Below are 21401 nucleotides of genomic sequence, written 5' to 3'. Positions count from 1 at the left end.
CTTGGGCACGCGGTCACTGTGGGCCGCGGACAAGGAGAGTTCGGTGGAGATGCACGACGGGCGCGATACGGCGCGCCCCCGGGCCGGTGATCGTGGCGGCACGAGCGATCCCTGGCACGACGCGCCGACCTCGGGGTGGAGAGAGTGGGACGGCACGGACACACCGGTGTCCGCCGTGCCCGCCCAGCCCGCGCGCCAGGAGCGGAGCGCGGCGGTGGTCTACCTGGAGGTGCAGCGCAGCGCCGCTTTCCAGGAAGTGCGCGGGCGCTACCGGAGGTTCGTCGTCCCCGCCGTCGCGATCTTCTTCACCTGGTACGTCGCGTACGTGGTGGCCGCCACGAGCGCGCCCGGACTGATGGCCCGGCCGGTCGCGGGTTCCGTGAACGTGGCGATGGTGGCAGGGCTCGGGCAGTTCGCCAGTACGTTCCTGCTGACCTGGCTGTACGCCCGTCATGCCCGGCTCCGCCGTGACCGCCTCGCGCTCGAACTGCGGTGGGACACGCAGGAGATGACCCGCGGAATCGACAACGCCGTCCGGCTGAACGGTTCGGCGAGGAGCGGGGGCGGTCCGCGATGACGGTGACACATCAGACCTTGGCGTTGCTCCTGTTCAGCGCTTTCGTGGCGGTTACTCTCGCCATCACCACCTGGGTGGGGCGCAAACGGCACGGGTCCGCCGAGGAGTTCTACGCGGGCGGACGCCTCTTCTCGCCGTTGGAGAACGGGTTCGCGATCGCCGGCGACTACATGTCGGCCGCCTCCTTCCTCGGCATCTCCGGGCTGATCGCCCTCTTCGGATACGACGGGTTGCTCTACTCCGTGGGGTTCCTCGTCGCGTGGCTCGTCGTGCTCTTCCTGGTCGCCGAACTGGTGCGCAACTGCGGCCGGTTCACGATGGCGGACGTCGTGGCCTCCCGGATGCGGGAGCGGCCGGTGCGCATCGCGGCGGGAACTTCCTCGGTAACTGTCTCCGTTCTCTATCTGGTGGCGCAGATGGTGGGGGCGGGCAGCCTGGTCGCGCTGCTGCTGGGCGGTGAGAGCGGTGCGGCGCAGGCGTGGACCGTCGTCGGCGTGGGCGCGCTCATGGTGATCTATGTATCGATGGGAGGGATGCGGGCCACCACGTGGATCCAGATCGTGAAGGCCGTGCTGCTCATGGGCGGGACGATCGCCCTGACCGTGCTCGTCCTGGCGCGCTTCCACGGTGACGTCGACGAGCTGTTGCACACGGCCGCGGTGCGCAGCGGGCACGGTTCCGACTTCCTCGTCCCCGGCCTGAAGTACGGCGGGAGCTGGACCGCGCGCCTCGACTTCATCAGCCTGGGCCTCGCGCTCGTCCTGGGCACGGCGGGCCTGCCGCACATCCTGTCGCGCTTCTACACCGTGCCGACCGCGCGGGCCGCCCGGCGCTCCGTCGTCTGGTCGATCGGGCTCATCGGCAGCTTCTACCTGATGACGATCGTGCTGGGATTCGGCGCGGCCGCGCTCGTGGGCCCCGACGCCGTACGGGACTCGAACGCCGCGGGGAACACGGCGGTTCCGCTGCTCGCCCTCCATCTGGGCGGCGGAGCGGACTCCACCGGCGGCACGGTGCTGTTCGCGGTCGTCGCCGCGGTCGCCTTCGCCACCATCCTCGCCGTCGTCGCCGGTATCACGCTGGCCTCCTCGGCCTCGGTGGCGCACGATCTGTACGCCTCGCTGCGCAGACCGGGCGGGAAGCAGCGCAGCGAGGTCGCGGTGGCGCGGGTCGCCGCGACCGGGATCGGCGTGCTCGCGATCGCGCTCGGGCTGCTCGCCCGCGATCTCAACGTGGCGTTCCTCGTGGGTCTCGCCTTCGCCGTCGCCGCCTCCGCGAACCTGCCCGTACTGCTGTACTCGCTGTTCTGGCGGCACTTCACCACGCGCGGGGCCGTGTGGGCCGTGTACGGAGGGCTCGTCCCGGCGCTCGTCCTCGTCGTGCTGTCACCGGTCGTCTCGGGGAGCCCGACGTCCCTGTTCCCCGGGGTGGACTTTCAGTTCTTCCCCTTGGAGAACCCGGGGCTCGTCTCCATCCCGCTCGGCTTCCTGGCCGGCTGGCTGGGCACCATGACCTCCGGCGAACCGGCGGACGAGGCGAAGCACGCGGAGACGGAGGTACGGGCGCTCACCGGAGCCGGAGCCGCGTGAGCCGGTCCGCACCTGGAGCGTGCCGGAGCCGCCTGAATCGCCCGGCACCCGAAGCACGCCCGGGCCGGTTCAGCGCGGCTGCCTCGGCGCCGGCCGTACACCGCCCGGCTCAGGAGACCGGCGTACCGGCCCGTTCACCGGCTGGCAGCCCACTCGTACCGGTGTTCGGGCCGTCCCGTGTCGCCGTACTTCAGGCTCAGCCGCACGCGTCCCGTGCGCTCCAGCAGCTTCAGGTAGCGCTGGGCGGTCTGGCGGCTGAGCCCGGTCCGGTCGGCCAGCTCCTGGGCCGAGAGCGGGCCTTCGGCGCTCATCATGGCGCGGCGCACGAGCTCGGCCGTGGTGGGGGAGTGCCCCTTGGGCAGATCGGGCGCCGGTGTCGCCGACAGGGCGCCGAAGATCCGGTCGACCTCTGCCTGCTCGGCCTCACCCCCGCCGTCGAGAGTGCGGCGCAGTGTCGCGTACGCCTCCAGCTTGCCGCGCAGGCCCGCGAACGAGAACGGCTTGACCAGGTACTGCAGCGCTCCCTGCCGCATGGCCGCTTGCACGGTCGCCACGTCGCGCGCCGCGGTCACCATGATCACGTCGATCTGGAGGCCGCGCTCGCGCACCGTGCGGGCGACGTCGAGCCCGGTCTCGTCCGGCAGGTAGTGATCGAGGAGGACCAGGTCGACCCGGAGAGCGTCGATACGCTCCAGGGCCTCGGCGGCGCTGTGTGCCGTGGCGGCGACACGGAAGCCGGGCACCTTCGCCACATAGGCGGCGTTGACGTCGGCGACGCGCGTGTCGTCGTCCACGACCAGAACCTCGATCATCGGACCTCCCCGGCCGCGGTCGGGACGGGTTCGGCGAATGCCTCAGGAAGGACGACGACGAACTCCGCGCCGCCCATGGGCGCCGCCGTCACCTCGGCCCTGCCGCCCTGCCGCTCGGCGAGCCGCCGCACCAGGGCGAGGCCGATCCCGCGTCTGCCATAGGCCGGCGGTTCCTTCGTGGACCAGCCCTCCACGAAGACGCTCTCCCGCTGCTCCGCCGGGACCCCGGGCCCCGTGTCGCGGACCCGCAGGACCGCCGTGGGCCCCTCCGCGCGCAGAGCCACCTCCACGCGCGCGTGGCGCCCCGAACCGGCCGCGGCGTCCACGGCGTTGTCCACGAGGTTGCCGACGATCGTGACGAGGCCGCGCGGGTCGACGAGCCGGTCCGGCAGCGCGGTCTCCCGTGAGATGCCCAGGGCGACGCCGCGTTCCGCCGCGACCGTCGCCTTGCCCACCAGCAGGGCCGCGAGCAGCGGGTCCTGGATCTTCTCGGTGATCTGCTCGGCGGTGACCCGGTGCGCGCCCGCCACCTCGCCGACGAACTCCGCGGCCTCCTCGTACATCTCCAGCTCCAGCAGCCCCAGCAACGTATGCATGCGATTGGCGTGCTCGTGGTCCTGCGCGCGCAGGGCGTCGATGAGACCGCGCGTGGAGTCGAGCTCGCGCCCCAGCTGTTCCAGCTCGGTGCGGTCCCGCAGGGTCGCGACGGCGCCTCCGTCGTCGGTGGGCATCCGGTTGGCCACCAGGACGCGGTGGCCGCGCACCGTCAGCAGATCGGTGCCGGTGACGCGGCCCGCGAGCACGTCCGTCGTCCGGCCCGCCCCGAGCGCGTCGTCCAGGGGCAGCCCGAGCGCCTCGGCCCCGAGGCCGAGCAACCGCTGGGCCTCGTCGTTCAGCAGCCGGATCCGGCCGGCGCGGTCCAGCGCGACGACGCCCTCACGGATGCCGTGCAGCATGGCCTCCCGTTCGGCCAGCAGCGCGGAGATGTCCGAGAACGCCAGGTCGCGGGTCTGCCGCTGCACCCGCCGCGCGATCACGTACGCGGCGAGCGCCCCCACCGCCAGGGCTCCGCCCGCGTAGGCGAACAGGCCCGGGATCGCGTGGACGAGGCGCGCGCGGACGCTGTCGTACTCGATGCCCACCGACACCGCGCCCACCAGAGCCCCGTCCGCGTCCCTCAGCGGCACTTTGCCGCGCGCGGAGCGGCCGAGGGTACCGTCGTCGATCTCCATCACCTCGCGGCCCGCCAGAGCGTCGCTGGGGTCCGTCGAGACGACCCGGCCGATCTGGCCGCGGTCGGTGTGCGACCAGCGGACCCCCCGCTTGTTCATGATCACGACGTACTCGGCACCACTGGCCCGCCGGATCCGCTCCGCCTCGGCCTGGACGGGCCCGGCGGCGGACGGTGGCGAGGACCGCAGGTCCTCGGCGATCCGCGGCTGCGCCGCCGTGGTCTGCGCGATGGCGAGGGCACGCCGCATGGCCTGGTCGTCCAGCTGGTCGCCGAGAGGAGCCAGGAACAGCCCGGTCGCCAGCACGGCCACCCCCGCCGCGATCGCCACCTGCATGAGCAGTACCTGCGCGAACATGCGCCTCGGCAGGGCGAAGCGCAGACGGCGGGCCGGGGAGGACGGACTCATGGAGACGAACGGTACGGGTCCTTGCGCCGCCGACCGAAGCCCTTGTGGCACGGATCTCGTACGCACTCCCAGGTGACGCGCGTCCGCGCGCTCAGTACGCGCCCCAGGTAAGGCCGCTCCTCGGATGCCGCGTGCGAGCCCCGTCAGCCGAGCCCCGCGGGAACCTCCCGCACGGCCACGACATCCATGCGCGCGGGCGACCCGAGGGCGCCGCCGCAGCTCTCCGCGCGCGGGGGAAGCGAGGCGCCCTGGGCGAGGGTCACCTGCCACCGGCGGCCGTCGCGGTGCGCGACGGTCACCTCCCACCAAGGCACATCCACCTCCGCGGCCGCTACGGACGCAGGTTGAGGCGGCACGCCAGGCGCGGGTACGACTCCGTGCGTACGTAGGACGGCATCGGCCCGTACGTCGCTGTCCGTCTGTGTTGCGGGGCTCCTACGGAGGACGGCGTCCGTCCGTACGACATTCAAGGTGCCCGCGCCGTATTCGTGCGCTGTGCGGCGCACAGCCAGTTCGGCGGCCTGGCCCGGTCGGTCCCAGGCGGAGTTCCCGCGGCAACCTTCCAGGACGATCCGGTCGGCGCGCACCGCCTCCATGACCTCCTTCACGGCCGCAGCCGTGGCCCTTCCGTAGGCGTATCCGTACGGCAGCACCAGAAGAGTGGGGGAGAAACGGTGGCCGCCCAGGTGGGTGACCTCCCAGATGCCCTCTGCGGAGGAGAGCGCGAGTTCGGCGGCCAGCGGCCGACCGAGGAGCGCGCAGCAGCGGTCCCGCTTCCCGTTGGTGCAGACGAGGGCGAGCGGAGCGCCTTCGTGGGGCGCGCCGAAACCGCCGTGGTCACCGGTGCCCAGAGCGGCGAAGTCGAGCCGCAGCAGTTCCTCAGGGGCGTCGACGGTGGCACGGCGCAGCCAGGCGTGGCCGGGGACCGTGTGGGCGAGGTAGACCTGACGGCGTGTGGGGGCGTGGCTGTCGGCGTGCCGGCCCGGGCGGCGGATCAGGGCGACGCGTACTCCGGTGTTCCCGGCGGCGCTCTCCAGGGCCCGGCCCACGTCGGGGTCGAGATGGCTGGAAGTCAGGGCCTTCGCACCCCAGGGGCCCGGCTGTTCGATCAGCAGCCAGGTCCGGGCCGTGGCGGCGGTCCCCGCGAGGGGCTCGTCGAGGTCCAGCGAGGAGGCTGCGCACGTACTCACGGAGGCGAGCCTAACCCGCGCGGAGGATCGCTCCAGGCGGGAGGCGTGTGACAGGTCGGGCACCAGGCGTGCGGCGCCGGACGCAAGGGTCGGACAGCGGGGCGGGCGTCAGGGTGACGCCGGCGTCGACGCCGAGGTCAGGCGTCCGGAATATCGCTTTTGGCGCGAAGCAGCGTCTCTCGGTTCACGATGACGATGCGTTCGTAGTCGGCGACCCCCGCGTCCGCCGGCAGCTCCTTGCGGAGCTCGGCGGTGGCCTCCGTGCCGATCACCGCGAAGTTACCGTCGCTGAGTTCGAAAACATCGGGGCAGGTGGCGCCGGAGGCACTTCCGCGAGCGCTCGGGGGCACCCCGATGCGGCGTACGATCTTCAAGACAAAACCGGTCCTTCTGGAGAGCGACGTGAATGCGCCACAGTAGTGCTCCGGTTGTCGCTGCATAGTAGTGAACCCCTTGATTCCAGGGGGAGTTGGTGAAGAATTTCACTGGTATGGCCGAACCCTCGTACGGGTGTGGGGGCTCAGTGGGACGGCGGTTCTCCCACGACCCACCATTCGTCCGTGTCGGCCTCGGCCCGTTCCTGGAGAAGCGTTTCGGCGATGCGTCCGACTTCCGCCTCCGTGGACGACGGATCGAGCGAGGCGCGGTGGGGCCGTGTGGCTTCCCAGTACTCGCGGATGTGCGCGCTCTGGAAGAGGTCGCGCAGATGGCCGCGGAGCTGTCGCTGGTCGAGCAGGCCGGATTCGTAGAGGTGGAAGGCGTTGACGTACCAGAGATTGGCGTAGAGGTACTGCCGGCGCTTCTCCGGTGTGAGGTCGAGGCCGTAGCTGTCGATCACGGCGGCCAGCGCGGGGTCGTCGAGCGCCCGGCTCAGAAGTTCCCAGTGCATGCGCTGCTGGTGGGCGCGGGCCTGCCGGTGCCCCTGCGCCGCCGCCTGCGCGCGGCCCGGACCGTACAGGTGCCACATATGGGCCGTGACGGTGCCCGCGAGCCCGCCCGCACACACCGCGGCGGCCACTGTCCGCCATGACCTCGTACTCTGTGTGACCATGTCAACCCCCGATCCAGGCGGCGGTCCGCCGGGCGTCGGGCGCGGGTCGAGGGCATGGGGACCGGCGAGCGAAGGGCGGCGCGCTTGCCGTCTCCCAGGGTGCCGAGCGGCTCTGATCGGCTGGGAGGCGGAGAGGAGGCGCACGGAAGCATGAGCGGGTCGCGGCGACCGGCGCCATGCCCCACGTCTGCCCGCCTGGGGACGCAAACAATCGTTCACTCGGCCGTCTCTGGGCACGTGCCTATCCTGAAGCGGCATTTCGTCGTCGCTGGGAGAGTCCGTCGTGAGCCAGGTCAGTCCGCAGATCCCCGTCGTCGTCCTCGCGGGCTTCCTCGGTTCGGGGAAGACGACGTTGCTGAACCACCTGCTGCACCACAGCGGTGGATCGCGGATCGGGGCGATCGTCAACGACTTCGGAGCGATCGAGATCGACGCGATGGCCGTAGCGGGGCAGGTGGGCGATTCGACGCTCTCGCTCGGCAACGGCTGCCTGTGCTGCGCCGTGGACGCCGGCGAACTCGACGTCTACCTGGACAAGTTGACCCGTCCGGTCCGCGACGGCCGGCTCATGGACGTCATCGTCATCGAGGCGAGCGGCATCGCGGAGCCGCAGGAGCTGGTGCGGATGGTGCTGGCCAGCGAGAATCCGCGGATCGTGTACGGAGGGCTGATCGAGGTCGTCGACGCGGCCGAGTTCGACGCGACCCGGCGCAGACACCCGGAGGTGGACCGCCACCTCGGCATCGCGGACCTCGTCGTGGTCAACAAGGGCGACCGGGTGCCCGGCACCGAGCGCCAGCGGGTGCTGGGCGCGGTGCGGACAGCGGCCGAGCGGGCCGCGGTCGTCAGCGCGTCCTACGGACGCATCGACCCGGAGCTGCTCTTCGACTGCCGTCCCACCCAGGAGCGGATCGGGCAGCTGTCCTTCGACGACCTGCACCGTGGCGGGACATCCGACGAGCATCTGCACGCCGCCTACGAAAGCGTCGCGTTCGTCTCCGGAACACCCATGGATCCGCGTGCGCTGATGGACTTCCTCGACAGCAGGCCCGAGGGGCTCTACCGCATCAAGGGGTACGTCGACTTCGGTGCGGGCGACCCGGCCAACCGGTACGCGGTGCACGCGGTCGGCCGGTTCCTGCGGTTCTATCCCGAGCCCTGGCCGGCCGGTGAGGAGCGCCGCACGCAGCTCGTCCTCATCGGGGCGGGCATCGACTCGGACGCGCTCCGCCAGGGGCTGGACGCCTGTAGGGGCACGAGCGACGCCCCGCACCCCGTCGACCAGCACGGCATGTGGGGCGTTCTGCGCTACGTACAGGACAAGGGCGACGGGGACGCCGAGGCCGAGGCCGGGGGCGCCGGTGAGGTCATGGACGTCGAGGACCTCACCGGGCCTCTGTAGGTGCCAGAAGCGGCCCCCTGTAGGCGCGCGACCGGGCCGCCTGTAAAGCGCTCACCGGCCCCCCTGTAGGCGCCGCACCGGCCCTTGTAGGCGCAGGCCCGGACCGGGACCGGCTCAGACCGGCCCGGCCACCACGGCCACCGTCTTCGGCAGCGAGATGCCCGAGCCGTCGCGGCGCGGGTCCATCTCGGTCAGCTCGGCCGGCATGCCGTTCTTCTGCGCCGCGCGCGCGGGCGCCGGACCCGCCCAGGCCAGGCTCAGGCAGTCCTCCCCCTTCAGGAACCGCTGGCAGCGCACACCACCGGTCGCACGCCCCTTACGGGGGTACTGGTCGAACGGCGTCAGCTTGGCCGTCGTCTGGACCGAGTCGTCGAGCGTGCCGCGTGAGCCCGCCACCGTGAAGACGACGGCGTCCGCCGCAGGATCGACCGCGGTGAACGAGATGACCTTCGCGCCCGTGGCCAGCTTGATCCCGGCCATACCGCCCGCGGGGCGGCCCTGCGGGCGCACCATCGCGGCCTGGTAGCGCAGCAGCTGCGCGTCGTCGGTGACGAAGACCAGGTCCTCCTCGCCGGTCCGCAGTTCGACGGCGCCCACGATCCGGTCGCCGTCCTTGAGGGTGATGACCTCCAGCTCCTCCTTGTGGGAGGGGTAGTCCGGCGTCACCCGCTTCACGACGCCCTGCTCGGTGCCGAGGGCGATGCCCGGAGACGACTCGTCCAGCGTCGTCAGACAGATCACCGTCTCGTCCGCCTCCAGGGGGAGGAACTCGGCGATCGGGGCACCCCCGGAGAGGTTCGGCGCGGACAGTGTGTCCGGGAGCTGCGGCAGATCCACGACGTTCAGGCGCAACAGGCGGCCCCCGGACGTGACCACGCCGATCTCGCCCCGTGCCGTGGCCGGGACCGCCGAGACGATCACGTCGTGCTTGGTGCGCTTGGCGTCCTCGTCGGCGGTGAACGGCTCGCCGTTCGCCGTACGGGCCAGCAGTCCGGTCGAGGAGAGCAGCACGCGGCACGGGTCGTCGGCCACCTGGAGCGGCACCGTGGCCACCGCGGGACCCGAGGACTCCAGCAGCACCGTGCGCCGGTCCGTGCCGAACTTCTTGGCGACGGCCGCCAGCTCCGCGGAGACGAGCTTGCGCAACTCCGTGTCGGAGTCGAGGATGCCGGTCAGCTCGTCGATCTCGCCGTTGAGCTTGTCGCGCTCGGACTCCAGCTCGATGCGGTCGAACTTGGTGAGCCGGCGCAGCGGCGTGTCCAGGATGTACTGCGTCTGGATCTCGCTCAGGGAGAAGCGCTCGATGAGCCGCTCCTTGGCCTGCGCGCTGTTCTCACTGGAGCGGATGAGGCGGATGACCTCGTCGATGTCGAGCAGGGCGACGAGCAGCCCCTCGACCAGGTGCAGCCGGTCGCGCTTCTTGGTGCGGCGGAACTCGCTGCGGCGGCGCACCACGTCGAAGCGGTGGTCCAGGTAGACCTCGAGCAGCTCCTTGAGGCCGAGCGTGAGCGGCTGGCCGTCCACCAGGGCCACGTTGTTGATACCGAAGGACTCCTCCATCGGCGTCAGCTTGTAGAGCTGCTCCAGGACGGCCTCCGGCACGAAGCCGTTCTTGATCTCGATGACCAGGCGCAGGCCGTGCTCGCGGTCCGTGAGGTCCTTCACGTCGGCGATGCCCTGGAGCTTCTTGTTGCCGACGAGCTCCTTGATCTTCGCGATGACCTTCTCCGGGCCCACCGCGAAGGGCAGTTCGGTGACGACGAGGCCCTTGCGGCGCGCCGTCACGCTGTCCACCGCGACCGTCGCGCGGATCTTGAAGGTGCCGCGGCCCGACTCGTACGCGTCCTTGATACCGGACAGGCCGACGATCCGGCCGCCCGTGGGCAGGTCGGGGCCGGGCACGAACTTCATGAGCGTCTCAAGATCGGCGCCCGGGTGCTTGATCAAGTGTCGCGCGGCGGCGATCACTTCGCCCAGGTTGTGCGGCGCCATATTGGTCGCCATGCCGACCGCGATCCCCGACGCGCCGTTCACCAGCAGGTTCGGGTACGCCGCGGGGAGGACGAGGGGCTCCTGCTCCTGCCCGTCGTAGTTCGGCGCGAAGTCGACCGTGTTCTCTTCGATCGACTCCGTCATCAGGCTCGCGGCGGGGTCCATGCGGCACTCGGTGTACCGCATCGCGGCCGGGCGGTCGTCATTGCCCAGTGAACCGAAGTTCCCGTGCCCGTCCACCAGCGGTACGCGCATCGAGAACGGCTGGGCCAGGCGCACCAGCGCGTCGTAGATCGACGCGTCGCCATGGGGGTGCAACTTACCCATGACCTCCCCGACGACGCGGGCGCACTTCACATAGCCGCGGTCGGGGCGCAGGCCCATCTCGTTCATCTGGTAGACGATCCGACGGTGGACGGGCTTCATCCCGTCCCGGGCGTCGGGCAGGGCACGCGAGTAGATGACCGAGTACGCGTACTCGAGGTAGGAGCCCTGCATTTCGTCGACCACGTCGATGTCGAGGATCCTCTCCTCGAAGGCAACGTCATCGGGTCGCGGGGTCTTCGTGCTGCGGCGGGCCATCGCTGCTGCGGCTCCTTCACCAACATCTACGGGAACTGTCGCGGACCATTGTGGACCGCTCCACTGACAACGCTGATCGCGACCCGTCGGAACGGGGCGGCCGGCGGCCCGCTCGGGGGCCGTCGTGCTCGCTCAGGGCGTAGCCCGGACGGGAACTTCGCCAGGCGCCTGCACGCTTGCATACAGTGGCAGGACTGGCAGCCGTCTCGTGTCCACAGTGTTGCCCGCGTACTCAGCTTTCCCAGCATTCTCCAGCTTTTCCGATGTTCTCCGTGTTCTCTGTTTCCCCGTTTCCCCCCGCGATCGAAGGGACGTACATGCCCATGGGTCACACGGCCACCGCCGAGGCCGGCTCCGGCGGCCTGACAGCGACCGAGCACCGGCTGGCCAACGGCCTGCGTGTCGTGCTCTCCGAGGATCACCTGACCCCGGTCGCGGCGGTCTGCCTCTGGTACGACGTCGGCTCGCGCCACGAGGTCAAGGGCCGTACGGGCCTGGCTCACCTCTTCGAGCACCTGATGTTCCAGGGCTCGCAGCAGGTGCACGGCAACGGCCACTTCGAACTCGTCCAGGGCGCGGGCGGTTCGCTCAACGGCACGACCAGCTTCGAGCGCACGAACTACTTCGAGACCATGCCCGCCCACCAGCTGGAGCTCGCGCTGTGGCTGGAGGCCGACCGCATGGGCTCCCTGCTGGCCGCCCTCGACGAGGAGTCGATGGAGAACCAGCGGGACGTCGTCAAGAACGAGCGCCGTCAGCGCTACGACAACGTCCCTTACGGCACCGCGTTCGAGAAGCTGACCGCTCTCATGTACCCGCAGGGCCACCCGTACCACCACACGCCCATCGGCTCCATGGCCGACCTGGACGCGGCCACCCTGGAGGACGCGCGGAGCTTCTTCCGCACCTACTACGCGCCCAACAACGCCGTGCTCTCCGTCGTCGGTGACATCGACCCCGAGGAGACGCTCGCCTGGGTCGAGAAGTACTTCGGCTCGATCGCCGGCCACGACGGGAAGCCCGCGCCGCGCGACGGCTCCCTGCCCGACGTGATCGGCACGGAGCTGCGCGAGGTCGTCGAGGAGGAGGTCCCGGCGCGCGCCCTCATGGCGGCCTACCGGCTGCCCGAGGACGGCACGCGCGCGTGCGACGCCGCCGACCTCGCCCTGACAGTGCTCGGCGGCGGCGAGTCGTCGCGGCTCTACAACCGCCTGGTACGCCGCGACCGCACCGCGGTGGCCGCCGGGTTCGGGCTGCTGCGCCTGGCCGGAGCGCCCTCCCTGGGCTGGCTCGACGTGAAGACCTCCGGCGACGTCGAGGTGCCGGCGATCGAGAGCGCGGTCGACGAGGAACTCGCCCGGTTCGCCGAGGAGGGCCCCTCGCCCGAGGAGATGGAGCGCGCGCAGGCCCAGTTGGAGCGCGAGTGGCTGGACCGGCTCAGCACAGTGGCGGGCCGCGCCGACGAACTGTGCCGCTACGCCGTGCTGTTCGGCGACCCGCAGCTCGCCCTGACCGCCGTGCAGCGCGTCCTGGAGGTGACCGCGGACGAGGTCCAGGAGGCCGCCAAGGCGCGGCTGCGCCCCGACAACCGCGCGGTCCTCGTGTACGAGCCCACGGCCCCCGCCGAACCCCATGACGAGACCGCCGAGAGCGACCCGAGCGACGAGGAGGCGGGCCGGTGACCGAGCAGCTCGCGACCATGGACTTCCATCCCCGACCGCAGGCCGGCACGGCCAAGCCGTGGGCGTTCCCCGCGCCCGAGCGCGGCGAACTGGCCAACGGCCTGACCGTGCTGCGCTGCCACCGTCCCGGCCAGCAGATCGTGGCCGTGGAGATCAACCTCGACGCGCCACTGGACGCCGAGCCCGCCGGGCTCGAGGGCGTCGCCACGATCATGGCGCGTGCCTTCAACGAGGGCACCGACAAGCACTCCGCGGAGGAGTTCGCCGCCGAACTGGAGCGCTGCGGCGCCACGATGGACGCGCACGCCGACCACCCCGGCGTCCGGGTCTCCCTGGAAGTGCCGGTCTCCCGCCTGCCCATGGGCCTCGCCCTGCTGGCCGACGCCCTGCGCGCGCCCGCCTTCGCGGACGGGGAGATCGAGCGCCTCGTCCGCAACCGCCTGGACGAGATCCCGCACGAGAGCGCCAACCCGGCCCGCCGCGCCGCCAAGGAGCTCTCCCGGCAGCTCTTCCCGGCCCAGGCGCGCATGTCGCGCCCGCGGCAGGGCACCGAGGAGAGCGTCGCCGCCATCGACGCCGCGGCGGTACGCGCCTTCTACGAGAAGCACGTGCGCCCCGCCACCGGGACCGTCGTCGTGGTGGGCGACCTGGCCGGCACCGACCTGGACGCCCTCCTCGCGGACACGCTCGGCGCCTGGACCGGCGACACCGCGGAGCCGCGCCCGATCCCGCCGGTGACCGCCGACGACACCGGCCGCGTGGTCATCGTGGACCGCCCCGGAGCCGTGCAGACGCAGCTCCTGATCGGCCGCATCGGACCCGACCGGCACGACCGGGTGTGGGCCGCGCAGATCCTCGGCACGTACTGCCTGGGCGGCACGCTCACCTCGCGCCTGGACCGCGTCCTGCGCGAGGAGAAGGGCTACACCTACGGTGTGCGCTCCTTCGCCCAGGTGCTGCGGTCCGCGCCGGACGGGACGGGCGCCGCGATGCTCGCCATCAGCGGCTCCGTGGACACCCCGAACACCGGACCCGCGCTCGCGGACCTGTGGCAGGTGCTGCGCACCCTTGCCGAGGGGGGTCTCACCGACGCCGAGCGGGACACCGCCGTGCAGAACCTGGTGGGCGTGGCCCCGCTCAAGTACGAGACCGCCGCCGCCGTCGCGGGCACGCTGGCCGACCAGGTCGAGCAGCACCTGCCGGACGACTTCCAGGCCCGGCTGTACCGCCGGCTCGCCGAGACAGGCACCGTGGAGGCCACCGCAGCGGTCGTGAGCGCCTTCCCGGCGGACCGTCTGGTGACGGTCCTCGTGGGCGACGCCGCGCAGATCGAGGAGCCCGTCAAGGCCCTCGGCATCGGTGAGGTGAGCGTCGTCCGGGGGTGACCGCGGCCCCGTACGTCCTCCGAAGCCCCGGCGGCCACCACGGCCACCGGGGCTTCGTGGTGTCGCTCACGTTCGCCCGTGAAGGCACAGGTGCCGCTTATGCCCGGATTGGGGCGGAGGTTGCCTGTCTGCTCTGTGGCATGCGCTACAAAAGCCGGGATCCGTTTGTTGATTAAAAGATGTCCCGCTTAGCGTCGGTCCGGCTGTCCGCCAGACACGCGTCGCGCCCGCGACACCGGACAGTCATCGCCGAGTCCCCCAGGCGCGAGCCAGGGGAGCCGGGGACCCACGCAGTCCCTGGGGTGAATCGGGCACTCTTCCCGGCCGTGCAGGCCGGGCCGGGCGCCCGTAGGAGACCTTCCTGCTCCGAACCCGTCAGCTAACCCGGTAGGCGAGAGGGAAGGAAAGGACCAGCCACTTCATGGCGTTCACCCGTGCCACCGGGAAGCACCGTCGTCCCAGTCGCCTCACGCGTACCACCGCGCAGGTCGCGAGCGTCGCGGCGCTCACCACGACCGGTGTGGTGGCGGGCCTCGCGGCCCCCGCACTCGCCGCCGACACCGCGGCCCCCGAGCAGAACGGCCTGACCCAGGCCCTCTCCATCGGTGACTCCCTGGCCGACCAGATCGACGCGCAGGCCGCCGCCCAGAAGAAGGCCGCCGACGCGGCCGCCGCCAAGGCGAAGGCCGAGGCTGAGGCCAAGAAGCGGGCCGAGGAGGCCAAGCGCGAGGCCGAGGCGAAGGCCGCCAAGGAGCGCGCGGCCAAGGAGCGGGCCGCGCGCGAGGCCGAGCGCAAGCGCCTCAACAGCTTCGTGGCGCCGATCGCCGGCTCCTATGTCTCCACCGGCTACCAGGCGAGCAGCGGCCTGTGGTCCTCCGGAAGCCACACCGGCATCGACTTCCACGCGGCGAGCGGTACGTCCGTGCACGCCGTCGGCGCCGGCACCGTGGTCGAGGCCGGCTGGGGCGGCGCGTACGGCAACAACATCGTGATCAAGATGAACGACGGCACGTACACCCAGTACGGGCACCTGTCGTCCCTCGGCGTCTCCGTCGGCCAGGCCGTCACCCCCGGCCAGCAGATAGGCCTCTCCGGCGCGACCGGCAACGCCACGGGCCCGCACCTGCACTTCGAGGCCCGCACGACCCCCGAGTACGGCTCGGACATGGACCCCGTCGCGTATCTGCGCTCGCACGGTGTGAACGTCTGACGTCCCATCGCCCACAGGGAAAGCCCCGGCTCGTCGAGCCGGGGCTTTCGCGTGCAGCGAGCATTTCTGGCCAGAAAATATCCATGGATTCCGGTCCGGCATCGGAAATGCCACGGCGGTGGAATAGAGTCACCGGATCGGGCGTGACCTAAAGGTGATCTGCGCGCCCGTGCAAGCGTCGATCGACCGCGTTTCGCGGGGATGAAGGCGGAGGTCGGGTCATGCGCATTCCCGCACACTCGGTATGCACGGCGATCCGCGACGACATCGTCGCGGGTGTCCATGAGCGTGGCAGCAGACTCACCGAGGAAGTGCTCGCGCGGCGCTACGGAGTCTCGCGCGTACCGGTGCGCGAGGCGCTGCGCACCCTGGAGGCCGAGGGTTTCGTCGTGACCCGGCGGCACGCGGGCGCGTGCGTGGCCGAACCCACCGGGCAGGAGGCCGCCGACCTCCTGGAGGTGCGGATGCTGCTCGAACCCCTGAGCGCCGCGCGCGCCGCGCAGCGCCGCACCGAAGCCCATCTCAAGGTCCTGCGCGGCCTGGTCAGGCTGGGCCAGGAGCGTGCCAGGCGCGGCCAGAACGAGGATCTGCGCGCCCTGGGCGGCTGGTTCCACGAGACCCTCACGGGAGCCTCTGGCAGCCCCGGCCTGATCGCGCTGCTCACGCAGCTCCGGCACAAGATCGCCTGGATGTACGGCGTGGAGAACCCGGCCCGGCCGGTCGAGTCCTGGGCCGAGCACGGTGCCATCGTGGACGCGGTGGCCCGCGGTGACGCCGAGCGCGCCCGTGCCCTGACCGCGCGGCACGCCGAGCGCGTGGTCGCCGTCCACCGGTTGCGCGTTCCCCGCGCCGCCGACCGTGTGAGGACTTCGCAACCTCCCGTCAACACGGCAGGCCTTCCCCATTAACAGGAAGGCCGTATACATAGAGGTGCATTTTTTCGGAAGAAGTGCAGGGTATTTTCGCGGCGCCTGTCACTACTGAATAGTCGGCGGGCTCAGGAATACCTGAATTCCGGTTCCGATTCCCGGGGCGCGTTCCGCGAGGAACCGGGCGGCTGTGGAAACGACGAAGCCGCGCGCCCCGAGGGGAAACGCGCGGCCCGGCGGAGCGAGGGATCAGACGGTCTCGGGGAGCTCGTCGAGGCCCTCGGAGACCAGCTTCGCCAGACGGTCGAGCGCGGCGTCCGCACCCTCGGCGTCGGAGGCCAGGACGATCTCCTCGCCGCCCTGGGCGCCCAGGCCCAGGACCGCAAGCATCGAGGCCGCGTTGACGAGGTTGCCGTCGGCCTTGGCGATCGTCACGGGGACGCCGGCCGCCGTGGCCGCGCGGACGAAGATGGAGGCGGGGCGGGCGTGGAGGCCCTCGGCCCAGCCGACGTTGACGCGGCGCTCAGCCATGTGATGCTGCCCTTCGAGTGACTCAAGGTTGTCTAGACCATTCTCACATACCGTGGCCCGGCGATCGACGTGGACCCGGGTCCCGTGGACGCACCGCCCCGCGGCCTTCCATAGCCTGCCTCCCACGCGCGCGGGCCGCGACCCGTACGAGTGTCGGTGCCCGGCTCTACTCTTGCCGCATGGAGACCCCGTCGGACCGGCACGCCTACCCCGCCCACTGGGAGGCCGACGTGGTGCTGCGCGACGGCGGCACCGCGCGGATCAGGCCGATCACCGGCGCGGACGCCGAGCGGTTGACCAGCTTCTACGAGCAGGTGTCGGACGAGTCGAAGTACTACCGCTTCTTCGCGCCCTACCCCCGGCTGTCCGCCAAGGACGTGCACCGCTTCACCCATCACGACCATGTCGACCGGGTCGGCCTCGCCGCCACCGTGGGCGGTGAGTTCATCGCGACCGTGCGCTACGACCGCATCGATGCCCAGGGCCGGCCCGCCTCCGCCCCCGCCGACGAGGCCGAGGTCGCCTTCCTCGTCCAGGACGCCCACCAAGGGCGCGGAGTGGCGTCCGCCCTGCTGGAGCACATCGCCGCCGTCGCCCGCGAGCGCGGCATCCGCCGGTTCGCCGCCGAGGTGCTCCCCGCCAACACCAAAATGATCAAGGTGTTCACGGACGCCGGGTACACGCAGCGGCGCAGCTTCGAGGACGGCGTGGTCCGCCTGGAGTTCGGCCTGGAGCCCACCGAGGCCTCCGTCGCGGTGCAGCGCGCCCGTGAGCAGCGCGCCGAGGCCCGGTCGGTGCAGCGGCTGCTCGCGCCCGGCTCCGTCGCCGTGATCGGCGTGGGGCGGGCGCCGGGCGGCGTGGGCCGTAGCATTCTGGAGAACCTGAAGGACGCGGGGTACACCGGCCGCCTGTATGCGGTCAATCGCGCTTTCCCTGAGGACCTGGCCGAGGTCGACGGGGTGCCGGCGCACCGCTGCGTGCGCGACATCGATCCGGCCGACCAGGTCGACCTGGCCGTCGTGGCCGTCCCCGCGCCCGACGTCCCCGACGTGGTCGCCGAGTGCGGCGCACGCGGCGTACAAGGGCTGATCGTCGTCTCCGCCGGGTACGCCGAGAGCGGCGCCGAAGGCCGCGAGCGCCAGCGGGAACTGATCCGGCAGGCCCGTACCTACGGGATGCGCATCATCGGGCCGAACGCCTTCGGGGTCGTCAACACGGCCGCGGACGTCCGCCTGAACGCCTCTCTCGCCCCCGAGATGCCCCGCCCCGGCCGCATCGGCCTGTTCGCCCAGTCCGGGGCCATCGGCATCGCCCTCCTGGCCCGCCTGCACCGCAGGGGCGGGGGAGTCACCGGCGCCACAGGCATCTCCACGTTCGTCTCCGCGGGCAACCGCGCCGACGTCTCCGGCAACGACGTCCTGCAGTACTGGTACGACGACCCGGACACGGACGTCGCCCTCATGTACCTCGAATCCATCGGCAACCCGCGTAAGTTCACCCGCCTCGCCCGCCGCACCGCAGAGGCCAAGCCCCTGGTGGTCGTGCAGGGTGCCCGGCACAGCGGGATCGCGCCCACCGGCCATGCCGTACGCGCCACCCGCCTCCCGTACGCCACGGTCTCCGCGCTGCTGCGCCAGGCCGGCGTCATCCGGGTGGACACGATCACCGAACTCGTCGACACGGGCCTGCTGCTGGCCCGCCAGCCGCTGCCCGCCGGACCGCGCGTCGCGATCCTCGGCAACTCCGAGTCGCTCGGCCTGCTCACCTACGACGTGTGCCTCTCCGAGGGGCTGCGTCCCAAGCCGCCCCGGGACCTGACCACGGCGGCGTCGGCGGCCGACTTCCGCGCCGCCCTCGACGAGGCGCTGACCGACGACAAGACGGACGCCGTCGTCGTCACCGCGATGCCGGCCGTGGGCGAGGGCCAGGCCGGGGACGCGGAGCTGGCGGCCGCCCTGAGCGCGGCCGCCGCGGCCGCGCCCGCCAAGCCGGTCTGCGTCGTCCACGTGGAGCTGGGCGGCCTCGCCGAGGCGCTCTCCGCCGCGGCCAGCACGGGCCCCAACGCCCCGGGCGCCCCCGGCACCCAGCCGGCCCCGCCGGCCGCGACCCCCGGAGCCGCCGAGGGGACGCCGCGCCTCATCCCCGCCTATCCCGCCGCCGAGCGCGCCGTACGCGCCCTCTCCGAAGCCGTGAAGTACGCCCAGTGGCGGCGCGACGCCACCGAGCCCGGCAAGGTGCCCGAGTACGAGGACGTCGACGAGGCCGCGGCCGCCGCCCGGATCGCCGAACTCCTCGCCAAGGACGACGACCCGCGCGGCGTCGAGCTGGCCCCGGACGACGCCCGGGACCTGCTCGCCCACTACGGCATCGCCGTACGGCAGACGCTGCCCGCACCCGACGCCGACCGCGCGGCCGACGCCGCGCGGGCTCTCGGCTACCCCGTCGCCCTCAAGACGACCGCCCCGCACCTGCGCCACCGCGCGGACCTCGGCGGCGTCCGCCTGGACCTCGCCGACGAGACGGATCTGCGGCGCGCCTACGAAGAGCTGACCCGGCAGCTGGGCGGACCGGCCGAGCTGCGCCCGGTCGTGCAGTCCATGGCGCCCCGCGGCGTCGACACCGTCGTACGGGCCGTCATCGACCCCGCGGCCGGAGCCGTACTCTCCTTCGGGCTGGCGGGCGCCGCCTCCGAGCTGCTCGGCGACACCGCGCACCGGCTGATCCCGGTCACCGACCAGGACGCCAGGGCGGTCATCCGTTCGATCAAGACGGCGCCGATCCTCTTCGGCTGGCGCGGCGCCGCCCCCGTCGACACCCCCGCTCTGGAGGAGCTGCTGCAGCGAGTGTCCCGCCTCGTCGACGACCATCCCGAGGTCGTCGGCGTCGCACTCGAACCGGTCGTCGTCGCCCAGCACGGCCTGAGCGTGCTCGGCGCCTCGGTGCGGCTCGCGCCGCCGCCCGCCCGCGACGATCTCGGGCCCCGCACCCTGCCCGTCGCGTACTGAACCACCGCGCGAAAAGCCGGCACCGGGGGTTATCCACAGGGGCACCGGGGGCCTCTCCCCGGGCCTTAGAATGGACCCCATGGCCAAGACCAGTACGACGACCCAAGGGTTGCGAGCGGCGATCGAGCGCAGCGGCTACTACCCGGCCCTCGTGGCCGAGGCGGTGGAGGCCGCGGTCGGCGGCGAACCCATCGCGTCGTACCTCGTGCACCAGGAGACCACGTTCGACGCGAACGAGGTCCGTCGTCATGTCACCGTCCTTGTCCTGACCGACCACCGCTTCATCGTGAGCCACACCGACGAGCAGGCGGCCGACACCACCTCGCCGACGCCGTACGCCACGACGTCCACGGAGTCCGTGAAGCTCGACCGGATCTCGTCGGTCGTGCTCAGCCGGGTCGTCGCCAATCCGGAGAAGTACGTCCCGGGCACGCTGCCGCGCGAGGTCGTGCTCACCATCGGCTGGGGTGCCGTCGCCCGCATCGACCTGGAGCCCGCCGCCTGCGGCGACCCCAACTGCGAGGCGGACCACGGCTACACGGGCAGCTCGACCGCCGATGACCTGAGCCTGCGGGTCAGCGAGGCCGGCGACGGTCCCGAGACGGTGCGCCAGGCCCTCGCCTTCGCCCAGTCCCTCTCCGAGGCCACCGCGGACGCGGGACGCTGATGACGCAGGCTGCCTGGGACGACGTGGAGCCGCTGCCCGTCCACACCGCTCCCGTCCCGGCGTACGGCACCGGCTCCCTGGCCGACCTGCTGCCCACCCTCGGCGCCCACCTGGGCGTCCCCGGCTGCGACCCGGTGATCCCGGAGCTCGCGCCAGTCGACCGCGCGTGCGTCTTCCTCATCGACGGCCTCGGCTGGGAGCAGTTGCGGGCCCACCCGGACGAGGCCCCCTTCCTGACCTCGCTGCTGGCCTCCTCCCGCGGCGGCACCGGCACCCCGATCACCGCGGGGTACCCGGCCACCACCGCGACCTCCCTCGCCTCGGTCGGCACCGGCCTGCCGCCCGGCGCCCACGGCCTGCCGGGCTACACCGTGCGCAATCCCGCCACCGGCGAGCTGATGAACCAGCTCCGGTGGACCCCGTGGACGAAACCGCAGACCTGGCAGCCCTACCCGACGATCTTCCAGCGCGCCCACGAGGCCGGCGTCCACACGGCGCAGGTCTCCGCGCCCGCCTTCCAGTCGACGCCCCTCACCAAGATCGCGCTCAGCGGCGGCACCTTCCACGGCCGGCTCTCCGGCGAGGACCGCATGGATCTGGCCGCCGCCCAACTGGCCGGGGGCGACCGCTCCTTGGTCTACACGTACTACAGCGAGGTCGACGGCAAGGGACACCGCTTCGGCGTCGACTCCGACCCCTGGCGCGGCCAGCTCATGTACGTCGACCGGCTGGCGCAGCGCCTCGCCGAGCAACTGCCGCCACGCAGCGCCCTGTACGTGACCGCCGACCACGGCATGCTCGACATCCCCTTCGACGAGCAGTCCCGCATCGACTTCGACGAGGACTGGGAGCTGCGCGCGGGCGTCGCCCTGCTGGGCGGCGAAGGTCGCGCCCGCCATGTCTACGCGGTGCCGGGCGCGCAGGGCGACGTCCTGGCCGTCTGGCGCGAGGTCCTCGGCGAGCAGTTCTGGATCGCCGGGCGCGACGAGGCGATCGCCGCCGGCTGGTTCGGCCCGCAGGTCGACCCGCGGGTGGTCGAGCGGCTCGGCGACGTCATCGCCGCCGCCCGTGACGACGTGCTCATCACCGCCTCGCGCACCGAGCCGAAGGAGTCCCTGATGGTCGGCAACCACGGTTCCATGACCCCGGCCGAACAGCTCGTCCCGCTCCTCGAAGTACGCTCCTGACGCCCTCTCCCACCCCGTCCCCACCCGTGA

17 protein-coding genes and 1 riboswitch are annotated in these 21401 nt (G+C 71.9%); of the genes, 10 read left to right on the top strand and 7 right to left on the bottom strand.

What is annotated here, in order from left to right; all coding sequences use genetic code 11:
• Nucleotides 1–49: 49 nt before the first annotated feature.
• Both ABZY33_RS10155 and ABZY33_RS10150 read left to right on the top strand, forming a co-directional pair.
• Entirely contained in the window at nucleotides 50–577 is a 528-nt protein-coding gene (locus ABZY33_RS10155) for a DUF485 domain-containing protein (protein WP_356491136.1), read from the top strand.
• On the top strand, nucleotides 574–2166 hold the full coding sequence (locus ABZY33_RS10150; protein ID WP_356491065.1) for a cation acetate symporter: 1593 nt from the start codon (nucleotides 574–576) through the stop codon (nucleotides 2164–2166). The genes ABZY33_RS10155 and ABZY33_RS10150 overlap by 4 nt, the downstream gene beginning before the upstream one ends.
• A gap of 134 nt (nucleotides 2167–2300) precedes the next feature.
• On the opposite strand, the gene ABZY33_RS10145 is transcribed toward ABZY33_RS10150, so the two are convergent.
• From ABZY33_RS10145 to ABZY33_RS10125, 5 genes are all read right to left on the bottom strand, one after another.
• On the bottom strand, nucleotides 2301–2978 hold the full coding sequence (locus ABZY33_RS10145) for a response regulator (protein ID WP_356491064.1): 678 nt from the start codon (nucleotides 2976–2978) through the stop codon (nucleotides 2301–2303).
• Nucleotides 2975–4618: a sensor histidine kinase gene (locus ABZY33_RS10140; RefSeq protein ID WP_356491062.1), complete on the bottom strand. Its 1644-nt coding sequence runs from the start codon at nucleotides 4616–4618 to the stop codon at nucleotides 2975–2977. Before ABZY33_RS10140 ends, ABZY33_RS10145 begins: the two co-directional genes overlap by 4 nt.
• A 143-nt stretch (nucleotides 4619–4761) precedes the next feature.
• A complete protein-coding gene (locus ABZY33_RS10135; RefSeq protein ID WP_356491061.1) occupies nucleotides 4762–5808 on the bottom strand; it encodes a sucrase ferredoxin in 1047 nt (348 codons plus the stop codon).
• 137 nt (nucleotides 5809–5945) lie between these two features.
• Nucleotides 5946–6182, bottom strand: coding sequence for a hypothetical protein (locus ABZY33_RS10130; protein WP_356491059.1), 237 nt, complete (start codon nucleotides 6180–6182; stop codon nucleotides 5946–5948).
• Nucleotides 6183–6328: 146 nt separating this feature from the next.
• Nucleotides 6329–6859 (bottom strand): DUF6082 family protein, encoded by a 531-nt coding sequence (locus ABZY33_RS10125; RefSeq protein ID WP_356491058.1) that lies wholly within the window; start codon nucleotides 6857–6859, stop codon nucleotides 6329–6331.
• A 283-nt stretch (nucleotides 6860–7142) separates the two neighbouring features.
• On the opposite strand from ABZY33_RS10125, the gene ABZY33_RS10120 reads away from it, so the two are divergent.
• Nucleotides 7143–8261 carry a GTP-binding protein gene (locus ABZY33_RS10120; protein ID WP_356491057.1) on the top strand — a complete coding sequence of 373 codons (1119 nt, stop codon included), beginning with the start codon at nucleotides 7143–7145 and terminating at the stop codon, nucleotides 8259–8261.
• A gap of 114 nt (nucleotides 8262–8375) precedes the next feature.
• On the opposite strand, the gene ABZY33_RS10115 is transcribed toward ABZY33_RS10120, so the two are convergent.
• Nucleotides 8376–10835: a DNA topoisomerase IV subunit A gene (locus tag ABZY33_RS10115; RefSeq protein WP_356491056.1), complete on the bottom strand. Its 2460-nt coding sequence runs from the start codon at nucleotides 10833–10835 to the stop codon at nucleotides 8376–8378.
• 317 nt (nucleotides 10836–11152) lie between these two features.
• Here ABZY33_RS10115 and ABZY33_RS10110 point away from each other — a divergent pair, with 317 nt between their 5' ends.
• The 4 genes from ABZY33_RS10110 (at nucleotide 11153) to ABZY33_RS10095 (ending at nucleotide 16020) form a co-directional block, all read left to right on the top strand.
• On the top strand, nucleotides 11153–12517 hold the full coding sequence (locus tag ABZY33_RS10110) for a pitrilysin family protein (RefSeq protein WP_356491055.1): 1365 nt from the start codon (nucleotides 11153–11155) through the stop codon (nucleotides 12515–12517).
• Between the two features lie 17 nt (nucleotides 12518–12534).
• Nucleotides 12535–13902 carry a pitrilysin family protein gene (locus ABZY33_RS10105; protein ID WP_356491135.1) on the top strand — a complete coding sequence of 456 codons (1368 nt, stop codon included), beginning with the start codon at nucleotides 12535–12537 and terminating at the stop codon, nucleotides 13900–13902.
• A gap of 237 nt (nucleotides 13903–14139) precedes the next feature.
• Nucleotides 14140–14311: riboswitch (cyclic di-AMP (ydaO/yuaA leader) on the top strand.
• A 12-nt stretch (nucleotides 14312–14323) separates the two neighbouring features.
• Entirely contained in the window at nucleotides 14324–15112 is a 789-nt protein-coding gene (locus tag ABZY33_RS10100) for a M23 family metallopeptidase (protein ID WP_356491054.1), read from the top strand.
• Nucleotides 15113–15333: 221 nt separating this feature from the next.
• A complete protein-coding gene (locus ABZY33_RS10095; protein WP_356491053.1) occupies nucleotides 15334–16020 on the top strand; it encodes a GntR family transcriptional regulator in 687 nt (228 codons plus the stop codon).
• Between the two features lie 210 nt (nucleotides 16021–16230).
• On the opposite strand, the gene ABZY33_RS10090 is transcribed toward ABZY33_RS10095, so the two are convergent.
• On the bottom strand, nucleotides 16231–16512 hold the full coding sequence (locus ABZY33_RS10090; RefSeq protein WP_356491052.1) for an HPr family phosphocarrier protein: 282 nt from the start codon (nucleotides 16510–16512) through the stop codon (nucleotides 16231–16233).
• Between the two features lie 179 nt (nucleotides 16513–16691).
• Between ABZY33_RS10090 and ABZY33_RS10085 the strand changes: the two genes are divergently transcribed.
• The 3 genes from ABZY33_RS10085 (at nucleotide 16692) to ABZY33_RS10075 (ending at nucleotide 21371) form a co-directional block, all read left to right on the top strand.
• Nucleotides 16692–19517 carry a GNAT family N-acetyltransferase gene (locus ABZY33_RS10085; protein ID WP_356491051.1) on the top strand — a complete coding sequence of 942 codons (2826 nt, stop codon included), beginning with the start codon at nucleotides 16692–16694 and terminating at the stop codon, nucleotides 19515–19517.
• A gap of 79 nt (nucleotides 19518–19596) precedes the next feature.
• Nucleotides 19597–20184, top strand: coding sequence for a DUF5998 family protein (locus ABZY33_RS10080; RefSeq protein WP_356491050.1), 588 nt, complete (start codon nucleotides 19597–19599; stop codon nucleotides 20182–20184).
• Nucleotides 20184–21371, top strand: coding sequence for a nucleotide pyrophosphatase/phosphodiesterase family protein (locus ABZY33_RS10075; protein WP_356491049.1), 1188 nt, complete (start codon nucleotides 20184–20186; stop codon nucleotides 21369–21371). Before ABZY33_RS10080 ends, ABZY33_RS10075 begins: the two co-directional genes overlap by 1 nt.
• The last annotated feature ends 30 nt before the right edge of the window (nucleotides 21372–21401 follow it).

It is taken from the genome of Streptomyces sp. NPDC006552, assembly GCF_040611655.1.
Classification (GTDB): Bacteria; Actinomycetota; Actinomycetes; order Streptomycetales; family Streptomycetaceae; genus Streptomyces.
Note: the sequence above shows the minus strand (reverse complement) of the source record. Positions and strands in the feature narration are given on the sequence as shown.

Bases quoted from the DNA above. Each gene is read 5' to 3' on its own strand.
- ABZY33_RS10155 (WP_356491136.1), top strand. From the start codon at position 50: ATGCACGACGGGCGCGATACGGCGCGCCCCCGGGCCGGTGATCGTGGC.
- ABZY33_RS10150 (WP_356491065.1), top strand. From the start codon at position 574: ATGACGGTGACACATCAGACCTTGGCGTTGCTCCTGTTCAGCGCTTTC.
- ABZY33_RS10145 (WP_356491064.1), bottom strand. From the start codon at position 2,978: ATGATCGAGGTTCTGGTCGTGGACGACGACACGCGCGTCGCCGACGTC.
- ABZY33_RS10140 (WP_356491062.1), bottom strand. From the start codon at position 4,618: ATGAGTCCGTCCTCCCCGGCCCGCCGTCTGCGCTTCGCCCTGCCGAGG.
- ABZY33_RS10125 (WP_356491058.1), bottom strand. From the start codon at position 6,859: ATGGTCACACAGAGTACGAGGTCATGGCGGACAGTGGCCGCCGCGGTG.
- ABZY33_RS10115 (WP_356491056.1), bottom strand. From the start codon at position 10,835: ATGGCCCGCCGCAGCACGAAGACCCCGCGACCCGATGACGTTGCCTTC.
- ABZY33_RS10110 (WP_356491055.1), top strand. From the start codon at position 11,153: ATGCCCATGGGTCACACGGCCACCGCCGAGGCCGGCTCCGGCGGCCTG.
- ABZY33_RS10105 (WP_356491135.1), top strand. From the start codon at position 12,535: ATGGACTTCCATCCCCGACCGCAGGCCGGCACGGCCAAGCCGTGGGCG.
- ABZY33_RS10100 (WP_356491054.1), top strand. From the start codon at position 14,324: ATGGCGTTCACCCGTGCCACCGGGAAGCACCGTCGTCCCAGTCGCCTC.
- ABZY33_RS10095 (WP_356491053.1), top strand. From the start codon at position 15,334: ATGCGCATTCCCGCACACTCGGTATGCACGGCGATCCGCGACGACATC.
- ABZY33_RS10090 (WP_356491052.1), bottom strand. From the start codon at position 16,512: ATGGCTGAGCGCCGCGTCAACGTCGGCTGGGCCGAGGGCCTCCACGCC.
- ABZY33_RS10085 (WP_356491051.1), top strand. From the start codon at position 16,692: ATGGAGACCCCGTCGGACCGGCACGCCTACCCCGCCCACTGGGAGGCC.
- ABZY33_RS10080 (WP_356491050.1), top strand. From the start codon at position 19,597: ATGGCCAAGACCAGTACGACGACCCAAGGGTTGCGAGCGGCGATCGAG.
- ABZY33_RS10075 (WP_356491049.1), top strand. From the start codon at position 20,184: ATGACGCAGGCTGCCTGGGACGACGTGGAGCCGCTGCCCGTCCACACC.